This window comes from Arenimonas sp. (assembly GCF_041919775.1).
Taxonomy (GTDB): Bacteria; Pseudomonadota; Gammaproteobacteria; order Xanthomonadales; family Xanthomonadaceae; genus Arenimonas.
In genome coordinates this window covers 159,519-176,789 of sequence record NZ_JAYRTE010000001.1, presented here as the reverse complement: position 1 = coordinate 176,789, position 17,271 = coordinate 159,519, and the positions used below count along the sequence as shown (strand labels likewise).

Genomic DNA, 17,271 nt, shown 5'->3' with positions numbered 1-17,271 from the left:
CGCGCATGAGCCTGAGTTACCAGAGCGGTTTTGGGAACGAGTTCGCGACCGAGGCGCTGCCCGGTGCGCTGCCGGTGGGGCGCAATTCGCCGCAGAAGGCGCCCTACGGCCTCTACGCCGAGCAGGTCAGCGGCACGGCGTTCACCGCGCCGCGCGCCAGCAACCGGCGCAGTTGGCTGTACCGGATCCGTCCGGCGGCGATGCACGGCCCGTTCACCGAACTGGCGCATGCGGGTTTCCACAATGATTTCGGCCACGGCCCGGTAACGCCGGACCAGTTGCGCTGGAGCCCGCTGCCGATGCCGTCGGCGCCGACCGACTGGCTCGACGGCCTGTTCACGATGGCCGGCAACGGCGGGTCCTGGGCCGGCACCGGCATGGGCGTGCATGTGTACGCCGCCAACAAGGACATGGACGGGCGCTATTTCTACGACGCCGACGGCGAGCTGCTGATCGTTCCCCAGCAGGGCCGCCTGCGCATCGCCACCGAGCTGGGCGTGCTTGAGATTGAGCCGCAGGAGATCGCGCTGATCCCGCGTGGCCTGCGTTTCAGCATCTCGCTGCCCGACGGCGAGGCCCGCGGTTATGTCTGCGAAAACTTCGGCGCGATGTTCCGGCTGCCGGACCTGGGCCCGATCGGCAGCAACGGCCTGGCCAACCCGCGTGATTTCCTGGCGCCGGTGGCGGCCTGGGAAGACACCGAGGGCGACTTCGAGCTGGTGGCCAAGTTCCAGGGCAGCCTGTGGCGCGCCGACATCGCCCACAGCCCGCTGGACGTCGTCGCCTGGCACGGCAACTACGCGCCGAGCAAATACGACCTGCGCCGCTTCAACACCATCGGCTCGATCAGCTACGACCACCCGGACCCGTCGATCTTCCTGGTGCTGCATTCGCCCAGCGACACGCCGGGCACCAGCAACATCGACTTCGTGATCTTCCCGCCGCGCTGGCTGGTGGCCCAGGACACCTTCCGGCCGCCGTGGTTCCACCGGAACATCGCCAGCGAGTTCATGGGCCTGGTGCACGGCGCCTACGACGCCAAGGCCGAGGGTTTCGTGCCCGGCGGCTGTTCGCTGCACAATGCGATGACCGGCCACGGCCCGGACGCGGCGACCTTCGACAAGGCCAGCCACGCCGACCTGTCCAAACCGGACGTCATCACCGACACGATGGCCTTCATGTTCGAATCGCGCGGCGTCATCCGGCCCGCGGCCCAGGCCCTGGACGCCGGTCACCGCCAGCGCGACTACCAGTCCTGCTGGCAGGGCCTGCAGAAACATTTCGACCCCACCCGGCGCGGCTGAGCCGCACGGACGCAAGGAGCAAGCGATGAAACTGGGTTCCCTCAAGGAAGGCGGCCGCGACGGCACGCTGATCGTGGTCTCGCGCGACCTCACCCGCGCGGTCAAGGCCACCGGCATCGCGCCGACGATGCAGCAGGCGCTGGAAGACTGGTCCAACACGGCGCCGCGGCTCAACGCCGTGTTCGAGGCGCTGGAAGCCGGCACGCCGGAAACCGTGAACGGCGAGCCGGTGTTCGACGTGGATTTCGCCCAGCTGGCCTCGCCGCTGCCGCGCGCCTATGAATTCGTCGACGGCAGCGCCTACCTGCCGCACGTGGCGCGGGTGCGCAAGGCGCGCGGCGCCGAGGTGCCCGAGAGCTTCTACACCGACCCGCTGATGTACCAGGCGGTCAGCGCCGGCTTCTACGGCCCGCGCGACCCGGTGCTGGTGGCCGACGAGGCCCACGGCATCGACCTGGAGGCCGAGATCGTGGTGATCACCGACGACGTGCCCCAGGGCGCCTCGCCGGCCGAGGCTGCCGGCCACATCCAGCTGGTGGGCTTGGTCAACGACGTCTCGCTGCGCAACCTGATTCCGGGCGAACTGGCCAAGGGCTTCGGCTTCCTGCAGTCCAAGCCGCGTTCGGCCCTGAGCCCGGTGTTCGTGACGCCGGACGAGCTGGGCGAGGCCTGGCAGGGCAACAAGCTGCACCTGCCGCTGCTGACGCACATCAACGGCAAGTGGTTCGGCGCGCCCGAAGCCGGCGTCGACATGCAGTTCGACTTCGCCCAGCTGGTGGCCCATGCCGCGAAGACCCGGCCGCTGTCGGCCGGCACCATCGTCGGCTCCGGCACGGTCGCCAACGAGGACACTTCGCTGGGCGCCAGCTGCTTCGCCGAACAGCGCACGGTCGAAGCCCTGCGCGACGGCAAGCCGAGCACGCCCTTCATGGCCTTCGGCGACACCGTGCGCATCGAGATGTTCGACAAGGCCGGCAACAGCATCTTCGGCGCGATCGAGCAGCGCATCCAGAGGGCCTGAGGCCGGCACCCGTAGGAGCGCCTTCAGGCGCGAATCTTTTGACTTTGTCCTTGGCAAAGTAGACATTCGCGCCTGAAGGCGCTCCTACACAGGCGGCGTCGGCCCGGCGTATGCTGGGATCAGGCAGGGCAGGAAAGGGAGCAGACGCCATGAACGCGGGCTCGATCCGGCTTTATTCGTACTGGCGCTCCAGCGCCGCCTACCGCGTGCGCATCGCGCTCAACCTCAAGGGCCTGCCCTACGAGACCACGCCGGTGCACCTGGTGCGCGACGGCGGCGAACAGCACAAGCCACCTTTCAGCGACCTCAATCCCCAGGAGCTGGTGCCGGTGCTGCTGCACGGCAACCGCATCCTGCGCCAGTCCCTGGCGATCATGGAATACCTGGACGAAACCTGGCCGGCGCCGCCGCTGATGCCGGCCACCGCCCGCGACCGCCAGCGCGTTCGCGCGATCTCGCAGCTGATCGCCAGCGACATGCACCCGCTCAACAACCTCCGGGTGCTGCAGTTCTTCGAGAGCACCTGGAACGTGCCCCAGGCCGAACGCGAAGCCTGGGTGCGGCACTGGATCAAGGTGGGTTTCGATGCCCTCGAGGACACCCTGTGCGACAACCCGTCCACCGGCGCCTATTGCGACGGCGACGTGCCGACCATGGCCGACTGCTGCCTGGTGCCGCAGGTCTACAACGCCGAGCGTTTCGGCGTGGACATGGCGCCCTACCGCACGATCCGGCGGATCACCCGGGAATGCCTGGCGCTGGAGGCTTTCGACGCCGCCCGGCCGGAAAACCAGCCGGACGCGCCCGCCGGCAGCTGAGCCGGCTCAGTAGGTCTGGGTTTCGCTGCCGGGACCGGCGCCGCCGTACATGTCGGCGTAGGGGTCGTGTTCGCCGCTGGCGCCTTCGGACAGGCGGATCTTCAGCGCCAGGCCATCGCGCGAATCGGCCTTGCGCAGGGCTTCCTCCAGCTCAACCTTGCCTTCCTTGTACATGCGGAACAGCGACTGGTCGAAGGTCTGCATGCCTTCCTGCAGCGACTTGTCCATCGCGTCCTTGATCTCGTGCACCTCGCCGCGGCGGATGAGGTCGCGGATCATCGGGGTGTTGATCAGGATCTCGGCGGCCGGCAGGCGCTTGCCGTCCTTGCCCACCACCAGGCGCTGGCTGATGATCGCCTTGAGGTTGAGCGAGAGGTTCATCAGCACGTTCTTGTGGGCCGACTCCGGGAAGAAGTTCAGGATGCGGTCCAGGGTCTGGTCGGCGTTGTTCGAGTGCAGGGTGGCCATGCACAGGTGGCCGGTTTCGGCGAAGGCGATGGCCGATTCCATGGTGACCGCGTCGAGGATCTCGCCGATCAGGATCACGTCCGGCGCCTCGCGCATCGCGTTCTTGAGCGCGTTGTGGAAGGCGTGGGTGTCCAGGCCGACCTCGCGCTGGTTCACGATCGACTTCTTGTGCTTGTGCAGGAACTCGATCGGGTCCTCGATGGTGAGGATGTGGCCGGTGGTGCTGGCGTTGCGGTGGTCGATCATCGCGGCCAGGGTGGTGGACTTGCCCGAGCCGGTCGAACCGACCACCAGGACCAGGCCACGCTGTTCCATCACGATGTCCTTCAGGACCGCCGGCAGCTTGAGCTGGTCGATGCCCGGGATCTCGGACTTGATGGCGCGGATGACCATGCCCACTTCGCCGCGCTGCTTGAACACGTTCACGCGGAAGCGGCCGGTGTCCTTCACGGCGATCGCCATGTTGAACTCCAGGTCGCGCTCGAAGGCGGGGACCTGGCCCTCGTCCATCAGCGAGTACGCGATCTTCTTGACCATGCCGGCGGGCAGGCCGGTATTGCCAAGCGGGTAGAGTTTGCCTTCGACCTTGATATAGACGGGCGCGCCGGTCGTGAGGAACATGTCCGACGCGTTCTTTTCCGTCATCAGCTTCAGGAAGTAGCCGATGTCCATGTCAGTATCCTTGCAGCCCCTGAGTTCGGTCCCGGCGGGTGCCCGGGCGTGGCTACAATGGCCTCGCCGAAACGCCCACCTGCGAGTTCGCCTTATGACATCAATGCCGTTAAAAATCCATCGTGCGCTGCCAATCCTGCTGGCGGTTTCGCTGTTTGGCGTGAATACAGCGGCGGCCGACGAGGTCGACGCGGCGCTGGCCGCCGCCGAACGCGCGGTGATGGCCGCCGAGGCCGCCGAGCCGCGCGGCGATGCGGCCAGGGCCCTTGAACAGGCGCGAGGCCAGTGGTCCGCCGCGCTGGCGACCCGGCGCAAGTCCGACCGGCTGCGGCTGGCCGAGGCGGCCGCCGCCAATGCCGACCTGGCCCATGCCAAGGCGCGCCTCGACACCGCCCGCCAGGCCGTCGAAAGCGCCGCGGCCCGCAATGCCGACCTGCGCCGGCGCCTGCTCGTGAACGGGGAGCGCTGAACATGAGCACCCGACTTCTGGCCCTGCTCCTCGCCGCCGGCCTGGCCCTGTGCGGCCCGGCCACCGCCAGCACCGACCACGAGGAGGCGGTCGCGCGCCTGACCGCCGAGCTTCGCGCCCTGGAAACCGACCCGTCGCTGGGTTCGCTGGCCCGGCTCGAGCGCCTGCAGGCCCGCCAGGCCATCGCCGACGCCCGCGACGCCCGCCGCCGCGACCGCGAACACAAGCTCGGCCTGGCCGCCGTGCGTCTCGAGGCGGCCCGGCTGGCCGCCGAAGCCGAGCTGCTGGTCGGGCAGGCCCGGCAGCTCGACCGCGAGCGCGACCAGATCATGCTCGAAGCCAGCCAGCGCGAGGCCGAGCGTGCCCGTCGCGAGGCCGAACGCCTGCGCCTGCAGGCGATGGCGCGGGAAGAGGCCATCCAGCGCGAGCTCGAACAGGCCGAAACCCAGCGCGTGGCCGAACTCGAGGCCGCCGAGGCCGAAACCGCCCAGGCCCGCAAGCTGGCCGCCGCCCGGGCCCGCGAGGCCGAACTGGCGCGCCAGGAGGCCGAACTCGCCGCGGCCATCGCCGCCGACGACATCACCGACGCCAGCCCGCCGCCGCTCAGTCGCAAGGGCGGGCGCGACGTGTACACGCTCGACGGCAACGCCTTCGGCAGCGGCAGCGCCAGCCTGACCGGCGCGGCCCAGGCCAGCCTGCGTGCGCTGGCCGGACTGCTCAGCGGCTCCGGCAGCGTGCGCATCGAGGGCCACACCGACAGCCAGGGCGGCGAAGCCGCCAACCAGGCGCTGTCCCAGCGCCGCGCCGAGGCCGTGAAGCGGGTTCTGGTCGAGGCCGGGGTGGACGGCGGGCGCCTGCAGGCCGCGGGTCTGGGCGAATCGAGCCCGGTGGCCGACAATGGCAACGCCGCCGGCCGGGCCCGCAACCGCCGGGTCGAGATAATCATCAACTGATTTAAAAACAAAGGCTTGCGAAAGTGGTTGCGACCCCCGTGGAGGGGGAGTAGGTTCAAATTCCCGGCGGCCCGATGCCCCCGGGACCATGAGCCAGGCCGATGAAAGCAGACCTCGCCACCGCCGGACGCGCCGCCTTCCTTCGGGATGCGCGCGCGTCGCGTGGAGGCGCCGCCCGCGAAAGCGACCTGACCTTAATCTCGATCCGCAACGCCCCGGTCTTCCCAGCCGGGGCGTTCGCGTTTTATGGAGGAGGTCATTCCGATGTTTGAAGGGCAACCGCAACAGGAACTCGAAGCGCTGATGAAGAGCGACCCGGAATTCCGGCAGCTCTACCACCGCCATCGTGAACTCGACAAGCAGGTGCTGGACGCCGAACTGGGCGTCCTGCCGCTGGACGACACCACGCTGGGGCGCATGAAGAAGGAAAAGCTCAACGCCAAGGACCGGCTGACCCGAATGTTCGACCAACGCCGGCACTGAGTTACCGCCGTGGCGGCGGCGGCCCACCTCGTCGGGTCGCCGCCGCCGCGCTCTCCGGTAGAATCGGGGTCCGCGAAATCGCCCGGTTCCCCTCCATGACGGCAAATGCCAACGTGCTCGAACTCATCGGCAATACGCCGATGGTCAAGGCCCAGCACCTCGATACCGGGGTCTGCGAGCTCTACCTGAAGCTGGAATGCATGAATCCCGGCGGGTCCATCAAGGACCGCATCGGCCTGCGGATGATCGAAGCCGCCGAGGCCCGGGGCGACCTCAAGCCCGGTGCGCTGATCGTCGAGGGCACCGCTGGCAACACCGGCATCGGTCTGGCCCTGGTGGCCCAGCAGAAGGGCTACAGGCTGCTGCTGGTCGTGCCCGACAAGATGAGCCGCGAGAAGATCTTCAACCTGCGCGCGATGGGCGCCGAGGTCGTGCTCACGCGTTCGGACGTGGCCAAGGGCCACCCTGACTATTACCAGGACATGGCCGCGCGCATCGCCGCCGAAACCCCGGGCGCCTATTTCATCAACCAGTTCGGCAACCCCGACAACCCGGCGGCGCATGAGCAGGGCACCGGCCCGGAGATCTGGGCGCAGATGGACGGCGACATGGACGCCATCGTCTTCGGCTGCGGCAGCTCGGGCACCATGACCGGCCTGTCGCGGTATTTCGCCAAGGCCGCGCCGCACGTCGAGCTGGTGCTGGCCGATCCGGTCGGCTCCATCCTCACCCAGTACATCAACGAAGGCGTGCTGAGCACCAAGTCCGGCAGCTGGATGGTCGAAGGCATCGGCGAGGACTTCCTGCCCGACATCTCCGATTTCAGCCGGGTGAAGAAGGCCTATGCCATTTCCGACAAGGAAAGTTTCCTGGCCGGCCGCGAACTGCTGGTGAAGGAAGGCGTGCTCGGCGGCAGCTCCAGCGGCACCCTGCTGGCGGCGGCGCTGAAGTACTGCCAGGAACAGACCGAGCCGAAGAAGGTGGTCGTGTTCGTCTGCGACACCGGCAACAAGTACCTGTCGAAGATGTACAACGACTACTGGATGCTCGACAACGGCTTCCTCGAACGCGAGGTGCACGACGACCTGCGCGACCTGATCCTGCGCCCCTACGCCCAGCGCGACACCGTGGTGGTCGGCCCCAACGACACCCTGCACGTCGCCTACCAGCGCATGAAGATGTACGACGTTTCCCAGCTGCCGGTGATGGAGGGCGAGAAGATCGTCGGCATCGTCGACGAGTCGGACGTGCTGATGCATGTCTACGGCAAGGAGGAGCGCTTCAAGGACAGCGTCGCCAGCGCCATGGTCACCCAGCTCACCCTGCTGCAGGTCACCGAGCCGATGGAATCGCTGCTGCCGGTGTTCGACCGCGGCCAGGTGGCCATCGTCGTCGACGGCGAGCGTTTCCTGGGCCTGATCACCCGCATCGACCTGCTCAACTACCTGCGCCGCCGGGTGCAGTAACCCAAGGACCTTCCATGCCCCACGCCCCGACCCACCGCCCCGGCACCCTCGCGATCCACGCCGGCCAGTCGCCCGACCCGTCCACGGGCGCGGTGATGACGCCGATCTACGCCACCTCGACCTACGTGCAGGAAAGCCCGGGCGTGCACCAGGGCTTCGAGTACTCGCGCAGCCACAACCCGACGCGCTTCGCCTACGAGCGCTGCGTCGCGGCGCTCGAGGGCGGCAGCCGCGGCTTCGCCTTCGCCTCGGGCCTGGCGGCGACCTCGACGATCCTCGAGCTGCTCGACAGCGGCAGCCACGTGCTGTGCATGGACGACGTCTACGGCGGCACCTACCGCCTGTTCGAAGGCGTGCGCCGGCGCAGCGCCGGCCTGGACTTCAGCTGGGTGGACCTCAACGACGACGCCGCCTTCGAGGCCGGCATCAAGCCGAACACGAAGATGGTCTGGATCGAGACCCCGACCAATCCGACCCTCAAGCTCGTCGATATCGAAGCCGTCGCGGCGAAGGCGCGCGCGCGCGGCCTGATCGTCGTCGTCGACAACACCTTCTGCTCGCCGATGCTGCAGCAGCCGCTGGCGCTGGGCGCGCACATCGTCATGCACTCGGCCACCAAGTACCTCAACGGCCATTCCGACATCGTCGGCGGCATGGCCGTGGTCGGCGACGACACTGCGCTGGCGGAAAAGATGGCCTACCTGCAGAACGCCATCGGCGGCGTGCAGGGCCCCTTCGACAGCTTCCTGGCCCTGCGCGGGCTCAAGACCCTGCACCTGCGCATGAAGGCGCACTGCGAAAACGCCCAGGCGATCGCCGAATACCTGGAAAAGCACCCGAAGGTCGAACGCGTCGCCTACCCGGGCCTGAAGTCGCACCCGCAGCACGCCCTGGCCGCGCGCCAGATGAAGGGCGCCGGCGGCATGGTCAGCGTCTGGCTCAAGGGCGGCTTCGAGGCTGCCAAGGAATTCATGGGCAAGCTGGAGCTGTTCGCCTGCGCCGAATCCCTGGGCGGCGTCGAAAGCCTGGCCAACCACCCGGCGGTGATGACCCACGCCTCGGTACCGGCCGACCGCCGCGCCGCGCTGGGCGTCACCGACAACCTGGTGCGCCTGAGCGTGGGCGTCGAGGACGTGCAGGACCTGCTGGCCGAACTCGAGGCGGCGCTGGCCTGAATGGCCCGCCGAAGCCACCGGGGCCCCGACGCGTGAACGCGCCGCCGCGCGCGGTGATCGTGCTCGGCATGCACCGCGCCGGCACCTCGGCGCTGGCCGGCGCCCTCGCGGCGCTGGGCCTGCCGCTGGGCCGGCGCCTGGTGCCGGCCGAGGCCGACAACCCCGCCGGCTATTTCGAAAACGCGGACGCCGTGCAGGTGCAGGAGCGCCTGCTGCTGGCCCTCGGCCGCGGCTGGGACGACCTGCGCCCGCTGCCGGAGGGCTGGCTGGACAGCGAGCCGGCAAGGGCCGCCGAAGACGAACTCGCCGCCTGGATCGCCGCCGATTTCGACGGCCAGGCGCTGTGGGCCTTCAAGGACCCGCGCACCTGCCGCCTGCTGCCGCTGTGGCGCCGGCTGCTGGCGCGGCAGGGCATCGAACCGGCCTTCGTGCTGAGCCTGCGCGCGCCGGATGAAGTGGCGCGCTCGCTGCAGGCCCGCGACGGCCTGCCGGCCTGGTATGCGCGCCTGCTCTGGGCCCAGCACCTGGTGCTGGCCGAGCGCGACAGCCGCGGCGCGATCCGTGCGGCGGTGGCCTTCACCGACCTGCTGGAGGCGCCGGCGCCCACGCTCGAGGCCCTGGCCCGGCGACTCGGCCTGGACTGGCCGCAGGCGCCGGAAGGCCACGAAGGCCTGCGTGCGCACCTGGACCCGGGTCGTCGCCACCATCGCCTGGCCGCGCCCGCGGGCGGCGAAGGGCTGGCCGGCTGGGTCGCGCAGCTGCACGCCGCCAGCCTGGCCTTCGCCCACGGCGAGGACGAGGGCCAGGCGCTGGCCGCGCTGGGGGAATCGCTCGAAGCCCACGTGCAGACGATGCTGGCCGGGGCCTCTGCCCTGGCCACGCCCTTGAACCGCAGCCGCGTCGCGGCCGGCGCGCTGCAGGCCCGGCTCGGCGAGGCCGAGCAAGGCCTCGAAGAGGCGCGGGCGCTGTCGCTGTCGCGGCTGGACGAGATCGCCGGGCAGGGCGCGAAGCTCGACGCCGTGCACGCGGCGCTTGAAGACGCGAAGACGCTCTCGATGGAACGCCTGGCCAGCCTGCAGGCCATGGAGCAGCGGCTTGACGAGGTCCATGCCGCGCTTGAGGACACCAAGGCGCTGTCGCTGGAGCGAATGGCCGCCATTCACGCGCTGGAGGCGGCGCTGGCCGCGTCCGCGGAAGAACGTGAGGCGCTGCAGGCCAGCCTCGCCGAGCTCGGCACGCGCCACGCCGCGCTCGGCACGCGCCACGCCGCGCTCGAGGCCGAACACGCCCGCGTGCTGGCCTCGCGCTCCTGGCGCCTCACCCGGCCGCTGCGCGCGCTGGCCCGGCGGCTGCGGGGCCAGCCGCGTCCATGAGCCCCAGGCACGCGTTTGATTCGCTGGTCCTGCGCGAGGACCGGCTGTTCGGCTGGGGCTGGTGGCTCGACCCGCGCGGGCCCGCGCGACGCATCGTGCTGGTCGTGAAGCACGCCGACGGCAGCGAAACCCGCGTGCGCTGCCAGCCTTCCGGCCACCGGCCGGACCTGGCCGAAGCCTATGCAGACATCCCGCACGCCGCGGGCGCCGGTTTCCTGGTGCAGGCGCGGCTGCGCGGACCGGTTGCGGGTGCCGCGGCCTCGCTGGACGTCGAGTACGCCGACGGCCACCACACGCAGACGACGCTGGCGGGTTTTCCCGGGCATTACCTCGGCAGCCAGGGCGCCGTGTCGTCCTGGCGGGGCCGCTGGCTGGTGGCGCGGGCGCTGCTGGCACGCGGCAACCTTGGCGCCCTGCTGCGGCGCGCGCGGGACATGCTGGCCCGCCGCCTCGCCGGCCGCCGGCGCCGGGCCGAAGCGCAGCGAAGCCGCACGACGCCGACGCCGGCAGGCCAGCCGGCGCCCTGGGTGGTGTTCGACCACGCGATGGGCGGCGGCGCCAACCATTTCCGCGACGAGTGCCTGGCCCACTGGCGCGCCGAGGGCCGCTTGGTCAGCCTGCTCACGCCGCACCTGCCGACCCAGGCCTACCAGCTGCGCGAATGCGGTGCGGCGCCGGAACGCGAGGCCGAATACGGCAGCCTGGCGGCGGCGCTGGACGCGTTGCCCGCGCCCGGACGCATCGTGCTCAACAGCCTGGTCTCCTTCGACGACCCGGGGCGGGTGCTCGACTGGGTGGCCGCGCGCCAGGCCGAGGGCGTGCCCGTCACCTATTACCTGCACGACTACCACCCGGCCTGCCCGGCCTGGACCCTGGTCGACGACACCGGCCGCTATTGCGGCCTGCCGGCCTACGAGCGCTGCGCCCGCTGCCTGCCCGCCAACGACGCGCCCTTCCTGGGCCTGCTGCCCGACCTGGACCTGCCGGCCTGGCGCCAGCGCTGGGGCGCGGTCCTGGCCGGCGCGGATGAAATCGTCGCCTTTTCCCAGGCCTCGCTGGACGTGCTGCGCCAAGCCTTCCCGCAGCTGCCGGCGGACCGCCTGCACCTGCGGCCGCACGACACCTCCTACATCCGCCCGGAACCGGTGCAGCCCGACTTCGCCGACCCGCTGGTGATCGCGGTGGTGGGCCAGATCAACCGCTACAAGGGCGCCGACATCGTGCGCGGGATGGCGGTCCTGATCGAACGCGAGCGTCTCCCGGCGCGACTCGTGGTTGTCGGAACGCTGGATGATCCGCCGGTGTCGCCGGTGCTGCGCATCACCGGCCCCTACCGCGCCGGCGAGCTGCCGGAGCTGCTGCGCCGCGAGCGCACGGGCGTCTGCCTGCTGCCTTCGATCTGGCACGAGACGTTTTCCTACGTGACCTCGGAGCTGATGGCGCATGGGCTGCCGCTGGCCGTGTTCGACCTGGGGGCGCCGGCCGAGCGGGTCAGGGGCTATGCGCGGGGGGCTATAATCCCGGCGATCGACGCCCGGGCCGCCCTGGACGCCCTGTTCGCGCTGCGCGCGCGCCTCGCCGCCGCGGCCCCCCGCCTGGAATCCCGATGAAAACCGTTGTCTTCACCTCGGCCGCCGTCAACTACCTGCCCAAGGTCAGGCTGTTGTGCGAATCGCTGCGCAAGTTCCACCCCGAGTTCGAGATCGTGCTGGCCCTGCCGGACCGCCGCAGCGCCGAGGTCGCCTTCGACCCGGCCCTGATCGACGAGGTCATCGCGGTCGAGGACCTGGACATTCCCGACCGCCGGCGCTGGATCTTCTTCCACGCCATCGTCGAGCTGGCCACGGCGATCAAGCCCTTCGTGCTCAAGACCCTGCTGGCCCGGCCGGACGTGGAGCGGGTGATCTACTTCGACCCGGACATGGTGCTGTTCTCGCGCCTGGACGACCTGCTTGAAACCCTGGACACCGGCAGCGTCGCGCTGACGCCGCACCAGATCGTGCCCGAGACCGGCATGGAGGCGATCAAGGACAACGAGATCTGCAGCCTCAAGCACGGCATCTTCAACCTGGGCTTCGTCGGCGTGCGCGCCAATGACGAGGGCAAGCGCTTCGCCGCCTGGTGGGCCGACCGCATCTACCACTACTGCGTGGCCGACATTCCCGGCGGCCTGTTCACCGACCAGAAATGGGTGGACTTTGCGCCGGTGTTCTTCGAGGACGTGCGCATCCTCAAGGAGCCGCGCTTCAACGTCGCCACCTGGAACCTGACCACGCGCAAGCTGGCCGGCAGCGCCGACGAAGGCTTCACCGTCGACGGCAAGCCGCTGGGCTTCTACCACTTCACCGGCTTCGACAGCGGCGCCCACCAGGTGATGGCCAGCAAGAACGCGCCGGGCAACGCCTCGGTGCAGGCGCTGGTCGACTGGTACCGCGAAAAGACCCGCTTCGACGACCAGGACCCGGCCAGCAAGGTGCGCTGGGCCTTCGGCAGCTACGACGACGGCACGCCGATCCCGGTCGGGCACCGGCGGGTCTATCGCGAACGCGTGGACCTGCAGGCGGCCTACCCGGATCCGTTCGACGCGCACGGCCAGTCGCTGCTTTACTGGATGCGCCACCAGGGGCCGATCGAGTTCCCGGAGCATTTCGAAAAAAAAGCCGTCGGCTGAGACGGCTGCGCAACGCGGGAGCGCGCTTCATGCGACTCCTGGGTTCGCTCCGGCTCAGCCTGGTGGACGGTCGCTATCGTGACAGCCAGTGGCAGCGCCTCCGGCGCGCCGTGGCGCGCGATGGCCTGTGGCGGGTGTTCGCAAGAGCCCTGCGGGGCTGAATCCAGTAGGAGCAGAGGCGATGTTGTTCGGACGTTCGGTGGGAGTGGAGTGGTCGCAGTCAGGGCGTGTGCACGGGCTGCTGCGCGCCACGCTGATGCGGCCGGCGACGGGACTGCAGGGCATCACCCTGAAGGTCGGCGACCAGTCCCATCCGGTCGATCTTTCCGCGCTGCCGGCCGACGCCACCCAGGTGCCGGTGAACATCCACACGCATCTGCTGGGCAACGGCCCCGTGAAGCTGGAACTGCAGGTCCAGGCCGACGATGGCAAGGCGAGCACCGGCAGCCACGGTTTCCAGGTTGCCAATGAGGGCGCGCTTGCCGAACGCGTGCGCGAGACGCTTCGCCGCGGCCGGGTGCCACTGGCTTTCGCCGGGCCCTGTGATGCGGGTCGCTACGACTATGCCGACTCCTCGCTGCAGCCCTGGTTCGACAGGCCGGACGCGGAGGCGCACATCACGAACCTGCAGGAAACCGGTCGGGTGGATGCCGAGGAAGCCGAACTGCTGCGTGGTTTTGTCCGCGACGGATTCCTCGCGGTTCCCGAGGCGCTGCCCGAGGACCTGGTGGCTCGGGCGCAAGCCGACATCGCCAAGGCCGTGGACGAGGGCTACCAGGGCTACCAGTGGGGCGAGAGCACGCGGCTCGAGCAGATGCACGCGACCTTCCCCGCCATCCGCGAGATCTGGCTGTTGCCAAGGATCCACCGCCTGCTCGGCCTTCTTTTCGACGAGCAGTCGCAACCCTGCCAGTCGCTGGTGTATGTCTTCGGCAGCCAGCAGGATGCCCACCAGGACACCATCCACCTTACGCCGTACCCGGCCGGGTACATGTGCGGCGTGTGGGTGGCGCTGGAAGACGTCCAGCCGGGTTCCGGCGAACTGGTCGTCTACCCGGGCAGCCATCGCCTCCCGCGTGTCTACATGAAGGACACCTCGTGCCCCAAGGTCCAGGGGGACTGGAGCCGCTTCGGCGAGACCGTGGTCAAACGCTGGGGAGAGCTGGTCGAAGCGGCAGGATTCACGCCGCAGCCCTACGTTCCCAAGTCCGGCAGCGTGCTCATCTGGCATGAAAACCTGATGCACGCGGGCAGCGTGCGGCGGGACAAGTCCCTCAGCCGGCGCTCGATCGTGACTCACAACTTCGCGCGTGGCAGCCTGGTTTACTACGACTCAACCGGTCTGGCCGGATATACCTACGACCGGACCCAAATCGCGTGACGCACCGCCTGGAGGGTGCGTCCGAGTTGCCGGCGGGCCGGCGTTTCTATCCCGGCGTAGAGATCCTACGGGGGTTCGCGGCGATGATGGTGCTCGTGTACCACGTCATCGCGCATGGTCAGTGGACGACCTTTCCGCAGGAGGGACCGCTGCTGCTGTTCCGCCTCGGCTGGTTGGGTGTCGATCTTTTTCTCGTGATCAGCGGTTTCGTGATCGCGCTGGCAGTCATCAACGGCATCTCGAAGGCAGGCAGTCCCGGTGCCTTTCGTCGCGACTTCGCCGAGAGGCGCTGGCGTCGCATCGCGCCCCTCTATTTCCTGACGCTGCTGGCATTCCTGTTTATGGTCCAACCAGGGCTCTTGCTGCAGGGCTGGCAGGTGATGGCTTGGCATGTCGGGACGCATGCGCTGTTTCTCCACAACCTCACGGTGGACACACACGGCTCGATCAACGGACCGAACTGGTCGGTGGCGCTGGAGATGCAGTTCTACCTGCTGATGCTGGTGTTCGGTCCCTGGCTCGTGCGGCAGCGGCCTTGGCTCAGCGCCCTTCTACTGATCGGCGTGGCGCTGGCTTGGCGTGCGGGCACGTTCCTCGTACTGGGCGGTGCCGATGCCGCTGCGCACAAAATGCACATCTTCACGACCCAGTTGCCAGGTTCCCTGGATGAGTTCGCGGTGGGCATATTCTTGGCGATGCTGGTGACGGCGAAACCTCGATTCGCCGCTGCCGTGGCCCCAGGTTGGGCGCGATTTGCCGGCTGGCTCGGGGTCGCCGGGTTCCTCACCTTTGCGGCAATGTGGGTGTTCTGGCCACGAGGTGATTACTGGCCGCGCTGGGAGATGGTGGTCGGCTGGCGGACTCTACTGGCCGTGGCGCTAGGCGCGATCATCGTTGCAGCAATGGCCCTGCCGTTGACTCTGGTTAGGCTGACGCGCCCGCTGCGCTACCTCGGCGAGATCAGCTATGGCATCTACCTGTGGCACCTTCCGGTGCTCCTGACCTTGCTGGCAGCGGGCATGTCCGGTGGCCTGCCCCTGCTGTTGACCACGCTGGCCGGGACCCTGTTGCTGGCAGCCTTCTCCTGGCACTTCGTTGAAAGGCCGTACCTGCAGCGGCGCAAGCCAGCGCCGGCTCCCGACGGGCTTCAGCCGACGGCCCCGGACGAAGGTACCAGGCTGCCGCGGGGCATCGGCTGGTAGAATCGGGCGCTCGAATCGGCCAGAGACGCCTTGCATGAGCCTGTCCCAATCCAAACTCTATCCCGACGCCCGGACGGCCCTGGCCGACCTGGTCGCCGACGGCCAGGTGCTGGCGGTTGGCGGCTTCGGCCTGTGCGGCATTCCCGAGGCCCTCATCGCCGCGCTGCGCGATTCCGGCGTGAAGAACCTGACCGCGATTTCCAACAATGCCGGCGTCGATGGTTTCGGCCTGGGCCAGCTGCTGGAAACCCGGCAGATCAGCAAGATGATTTCGTCCTACGTGGGCGAGAACAAGGAGTTCGCGCGCCAGTTCCTGGCCAATGAACTCGAACTCGAATTCAATCCGCAGGGCACCCTGGCCGAGCGCCTGCGCGCCGGCGGCGCCGGCATCCCGGCGTTCTTCACCGCCACCGGCTACGGCACCGTGGTCGCCGAAGGCAAGGAAACCCGCGAGTTCAACGGCAAGCACTACGTGCTCGAAACCGCGCTCACCGCCGACCTGTCGCTGGTCAAGGCCTGGAAGGCCGACAAGGCCGGCAACCTGGTGTTCCGCAAGACCGCGCGCAACTTCAACCCGGCCTGCGCGATGGCCGGCAAGGTCTGCGTGGCCGAGGTTGAGGAAGTGGTGGAGGTGGGCGACATCGATCCCGACCAGGTGCACCTGCCGGGTATCTACGTCGACCGCATCGTGCACAACCCGACCCCCGAGAAGCGCATCGAGCAGCGCACCGTGCGAGGAGCGAACTGATGGCCTGGACCCGCGATGAAATGGCGCAGCGCGCCGCCGCCGAACTCACCGACGGCGCCTACGTGAACCTGGGCATCGGCCTGCCGACCCTGGTCGCCAACCACATCCCCGACGGCGTCGACGTCTGGTTGCAGTCGGAAAACGGCCTGCTGGGCATCGGCCCGTTCCCGAGCGAAGACGAAGTCGATGCCGACCTGATCAACGCCGGCAAGCAGACCGTCACCGCCCGCGCCGGCGCCAGCTATTTCGGCAGCCACGACAGCTTCGCGATGATCCGCGGCGGCCACATCGACCTGGCGATCCTGGGCGCGATGGAAGTCACCGACCAGGGCGACCTGGCCAACTGGATGGTGCCCGGCAAGATGGTCAAGGGCATGGGCGGCGCGATGGACCTGGTCGCCGGCGTCAAGCGCGTGGTGGTGCTGATGGAGCACTGCACCAAGAACGGCGAACCCAAGATCCTGCCCAAGTGCACGCTGCCGCTGACCGGCGTCGGCGTGGTGGACCGCATCATCACCGACCTGGCCGTGATGGACGTCACCGCCGACGGCCTGGTGCTGGTGGAAACCGCGCCCGGCGTCACCGAAGTGGAACTGCGCGGCAAGACCGGCGTGGAATTCCGCACGGCGGCCTGAGCCGGCGATGATCCGCCAGGTCGTCGGCTTCGGCGTGGTCGGCGGCCTGCAGCTGCTGCTGGACTGGGCCTGTTTCGTCGCGCTGACGGCGCTGGGCCTGATGGTGCCGGCGGCGAACCTCGCCGGCCGCATCGCCGGCGCCGGCCTCGGGTTCTGGGCCAATGGCCGCTTCACCTTCGCGCGGCCGGGTGAGCCGCCGCGCCTCGGCCGCCGACGCCTGTTGCGCTTCGTGTTTTTCTGGCTGGCCATGACGGCGATCAGCACCCTCGCCGTGACGGGGCTGGACCAGCTGCGCGGCCTGCACGCTGCCTGGCTGGGCAAGCCGGTGGTGGACGCGGCGCTGGCGGGACTGGGGTTTCTTGCCGCGAAGTACTGGATCTACCGCTAGGCAGGGGACGGGTGCAATTTTCCTTCGGAAAATTGCACCCGTCC

18 protein-coding genes are annotated in these 17,271 nt (G+C 69.0%); 17 read left to right on the top strand and 1 reads right to left on the bottom strand.

Going from position 1 to position 17,271, the window contains the following annotated elements; genetic code table 11:
• Positions 1 to 5 precede the first annotated feature (5 nt).
• From hmgA to maiA, 3 genes are all read left to right on the top strand, one after another.
• A complete protein-coding gene (hmgA, locus tag ACE3TE_RS00825; RefSeq protein WP_374601306.1) occupies positions 6 to 1,304 on the top strand; it encodes a homogentisate 1,2-dioxygenase in 1,299 nt (432 codons plus the stop codon).
• 25 nt (positions 1,305 to 1,329) lie between these two features.
• Complete coding sequence (locus ACE3TE_RS00820; RefSeq protein WP_374601304.1) at positions 1,330 to 2,325, top strand: fumarylacetoacetate hydrolase family protein; 996 nt, start codon at positions 1,330 to 1,332, stop codon at positions 2,323 to 2,325.
• 149 nt (positions 2,326 to 2,474) lie between these two features.
• Positions 2,475 to 3,143 (top strand): maleylacetoacetate isomerase, encoded by a 669-nt coding sequence (maiA, locus tag ACE3TE_RS00815; RefSeq protein ID WP_374601302.1) that lies wholly within the window; start codon positions 2,475 to 2,477, stop codon positions 3,141 to 3,143.
• Positions 3,144 to 3,149: 6 nt separating this feature from the next.
• On the opposite strand, the gene ACE3TE_RS00810 is transcribed toward maiA, so the two are convergent.
• Positions 3,150 to 4,283, bottom strand: coding sequence for a PilT/PilU family type 4a pilus ATPase (locus ACE3TE_RS00810; protein WP_374601300.1), 1,134 nt, complete (start codon positions 4,281 to 4,283; stop codon positions 3,150 to 3,152).
• Positions 4,284 to 4,386: 103 nt separating this feature from the next.
• Here ACE3TE_RS00810 and ACE3TE_RS00805 point away from each other — a divergent pair, with 103 nt between their 5' ends.
• The 14 genes from ACE3TE_RS00805 to ACE3TE_RS00740 all read left to right on the top strand — a co-directional run bounded on the left by ACE3TE_RS00805 (position 4,387) and on the right by ACE3TE_RS00740 (position 17,227).
• Positions 4,387 to 4,752, top strand: a complete 366-nt coding sequence (locus tag ACE3TE_RS00805; RefSeq protein ID WP_374601298.1) for a hypothetical protein — start codon at positions 4,387 to 4,389, stop codon at positions 4,750 to 4,752.
• A 2-nt stretch (positions 4,753 to 4,754) separates the two neighbouring features.
• On the top strand, positions 4,755 to 5,705 hold the full coding sequence (locus tag ACE3TE_RS00800) for an OmpA family protein (protein ID WP_374601296.1): 951 nt from the start codon (positions 4,755 to 4,757) through the stop codon (positions 5,703 to 5,705).
• A gap of 264 nt (positions 5,706 to 5,969) precedes the next feature.
• Positions 5,970 to 6,188: a YdcH family protein gene (locus ACE3TE_RS00795; RefSeq protein WP_374601294.1), complete on the top strand. Its 219-nt coding sequence runs from the start codon at positions 5,970 to 5,972 to the stop codon at positions 6,186 to 6,188.
• A 95-nt stretch (positions 6,189 to 6,283) separates the two neighbouring features.
• Positions 6,284 to 7,654, top strand: coding sequence for a pyridoxal-phosphate dependent enzyme (locus ACE3TE_RS00790; protein ID WP_374601292.1), 1,371 nt, complete (start codon positions 6,284 to 6,286; stop codon positions 7,652 to 7,654).
• A gap of 14 nt (positions 7,655 to 7,668) precedes the next feature.
• Positions 7,669 to 8,829, top strand: coding sequence for a cystathionine gamma-synthase (locus ACE3TE_RS00785; protein WP_374601290.1), 1,161 nt, complete (start codon positions 7,669 to 7,671; stop codon positions 8,827 to 8,829).
• A 32-nt stretch (positions 8,830 to 8,861) separates the two neighbouring features.
• A complete protein-coding gene (locus ACE3TE_RS00780) occupies positions 8,862 to 10,202 on the top strand; it encodes a hypothetical protein (RefSeq protein ID WP_374601289.1) in 1,341 nt (446 codons plus the stop codon).
• Positions 10,199 to 11,812 (top strand): glycosyltransferase, encoded by a 1,614-nt coding sequence (locus ACE3TE_RS00775; protein WP_374601287.1) that lies wholly within the window; start codon positions 10,199 to 10,201, stop codon positions 11,810 to 11,812. The genes ACE3TE_RS00780 and ACE3TE_RS00775 overlap by 4 nt, the downstream gene beginning before the upstream one ends.
• Positions 11,809 to 12,873 carry a hypothetical protein gene (locus tag ACE3TE_RS00770; protein WP_374601285.1) on the top strand — a complete coding sequence of 355 codons (1,065 nt, stop codon included), beginning with the start codon at positions 11,809 to 11,811 and terminating at the stop codon, positions 12,871 to 12,873. The genes ACE3TE_RS00775 and ACE3TE_RS00770 overlap by 4 nt, the downstream gene beginning before the upstream one ends.
• 29 nt (positions 12,874 to 12,902) lie before the next feature.
• Positions 12,903 to 13,034, top strand: coding sequence for a hypothetical protein (locus ACE3TE_RS00765; RefSeq protein WP_374601283.1), 132 nt, complete (start codon positions 12,903 to 12,905; stop codon positions 13,032 to 13,034).
• A gap of 20 nt (positions 13,035 to 13,054) precedes the next feature.
• Positions 13,055 to 14,254 (top strand): phytanoyl-CoA dioxygenase family protein, encoded by a 1,200-nt coding sequence (locus tag ACE3TE_RS00760; RefSeq protein ID WP_374601281.1) that lies wholly within the window; start codon positions 13,055 to 13,057, stop codon positions 14,252 to 14,254.
• A complete protein-coding gene (locus tag ACE3TE_RS00755; RefSeq protein WP_374601279.1) occupies positions 14,251 to 15,456 on the top strand; it encodes an acyltransferase family protein in 1,206 nt (401 codons plus the stop codon). The genes ACE3TE_RS00760 and ACE3TE_RS00755 overlap by 4 nt, the downstream gene beginning before the upstream one ends.
• 34 nt (positions 15,457 to 15,490) lie before the next feature.
• Positions 15,491 to 16,204: a CoA transferase subunit A gene (locus ACE3TE_RS00750; RefSeq protein WP_374601277.1), complete on the top strand. Its 714-nt coding sequence runs from the start codon at positions 15,491 to 15,493 to the stop codon at positions 16,202 to 16,204.
• A complete protein-coding gene (locus ACE3TE_RS00745; protein ID WP_374601275.1) occupies positions 16,204 to 16,839 on the top strand; it encodes a CoA transferase subunit B in 636 nt (211 codons plus the stop codon). Before ACE3TE_RS00750 ends, ACE3TE_RS00745 begins: the two co-directional genes overlap by 1 nt.
• A 7-nt stretch (positions 16,840 to 16,846) precedes the next feature.
• Complete coding sequence (locus ACE3TE_RS00740; RefSeq protein WP_374601273.1) at positions 16,847 to 17,227, top strand: GtrA family protein; 381 nt, start codon at positions 16,847 to 16,849, stop codon at positions 17,225 to 17,227.
• Positions 17,228 to 17,271 lie beyond the last annotated feature (44 nt).

Excerpts from the sequence above, each read along its gene's own strand:
- maiA (WP_374601302.1), top strand. The coding sequence starts at position 2,475 with ATGAACGCGGGCTCGATCCGGCTTTATTCGTACTGGCGCTCCAGCGCC.
- ACE3TE_RS00760 (WP_374601281.1), top strand. The coding sequence starts at position 13,055 with ATGTTGTTCGGACGTTCGGTGGGAGTGGAGTGGTCGCAGTCAGGGCGT.
- ACE3TE_RS00795 (WP_374601294.1), top strand. The coding sequence starts at position 5,970 with ATGTTTGAAGGGCAACCGCAACAGGAACTCGAAGCGCTGATGAAGAGC.
- ACE3TE_RS00740 (WP_374601273.1), top strand. The coding sequence starts at position 16,847 with ATGATCCGCCAGGTCGTCGGCTTCGGCGTGGTCGGCGGCCTGCAGCTG.
- ACE3TE_RS00810 (WP_374601300.1), bottom strand. The coding sequence starts at position 4,283 with ATGGACATCGGCTACTTCCTGAAGCTGATGACGGAAAAGAACGCGTCG.
- ACE3TE_RS00745 (WP_374601275.1), top strand. The coding sequence starts at position 16,204 with ATGGCCTGGACCCGCGATGAAATGGCGCAGCGCGCCGCCGCCGAACTC.
- hmgA (WP_374601306.1), top strand. The coding sequence starts at position 6 with ATGAGCCTGAGTTACCAGAGCGGTTTTGGGAACGAGTTCGCGACCGAG.
- ACE3TE_RS00805 (WP_374601298.1), top strand. The coding sequence starts at position 4,387 with ATGCCGTTAAAAATCCATCGTGCGCTGCCAATCCTGCTGGCGGTTTCG.
- ACE3TE_RS00770 (WP_374601285.1), top strand. The coding sequence starts at position 11,809 with ATGAAAACCGTTGTCTTCACCTCGGCCGCCGTCAACTACCTGCCCAAG.
- ACE3TE_RS00790 (WP_374601292.1), top strand. The coding sequence starts at position 6,284 with ATGACGGCAAATGCCAACGTGCTCGAACTCATCGGCAATACGCCGATG.
- ACE3TE_RS00765 (WP_374601283.1), top strand. The coding sequence starts at position 12,903 with ATGCGACTCCTGGGTTCGCTCCGGCTCAGCCTGGTGGACGGTCGCTAT.
- ACE3TE_RS00750 (WP_374601277.1), top strand. The coding sequence starts at position 15,491 with ATGAGCCTGTCCCAATCCAAACTCTATCCCGACGCCCGGACGGCCCTG.
- ACE3TE_RS00775 (WP_374601287.1), top strand. The coding sequence starts at position 10,199 with ATGAGCCCCAGGCACGCGTTTGATTCGCTGGTCCTGCGCGAGGACCGG.
- ACE3TE_RS00820 (WP_374601304.1), top strand. The coding sequence starts at position 1,330 with ATGAAACTGGGTTCCCTCAAGGAAGGCGGCCGCGACGGCACGCTGATC.
- ACE3TE_RS00785 (WP_374601290.1), top strand. The coding sequence starts at position 7,669 with ATGCCCCACGCCCCGACCCACCGCCCCGGCACCCTCGCGATCCACGCC.
- ACE3TE_RS00800 (WP_374601296.1), top strand. The coding sequence starts at position 4,755 with ATGAGCACCCGACTTCTGGCCCTGCTCCTCGCCGCCGGCCTGGCCCTG.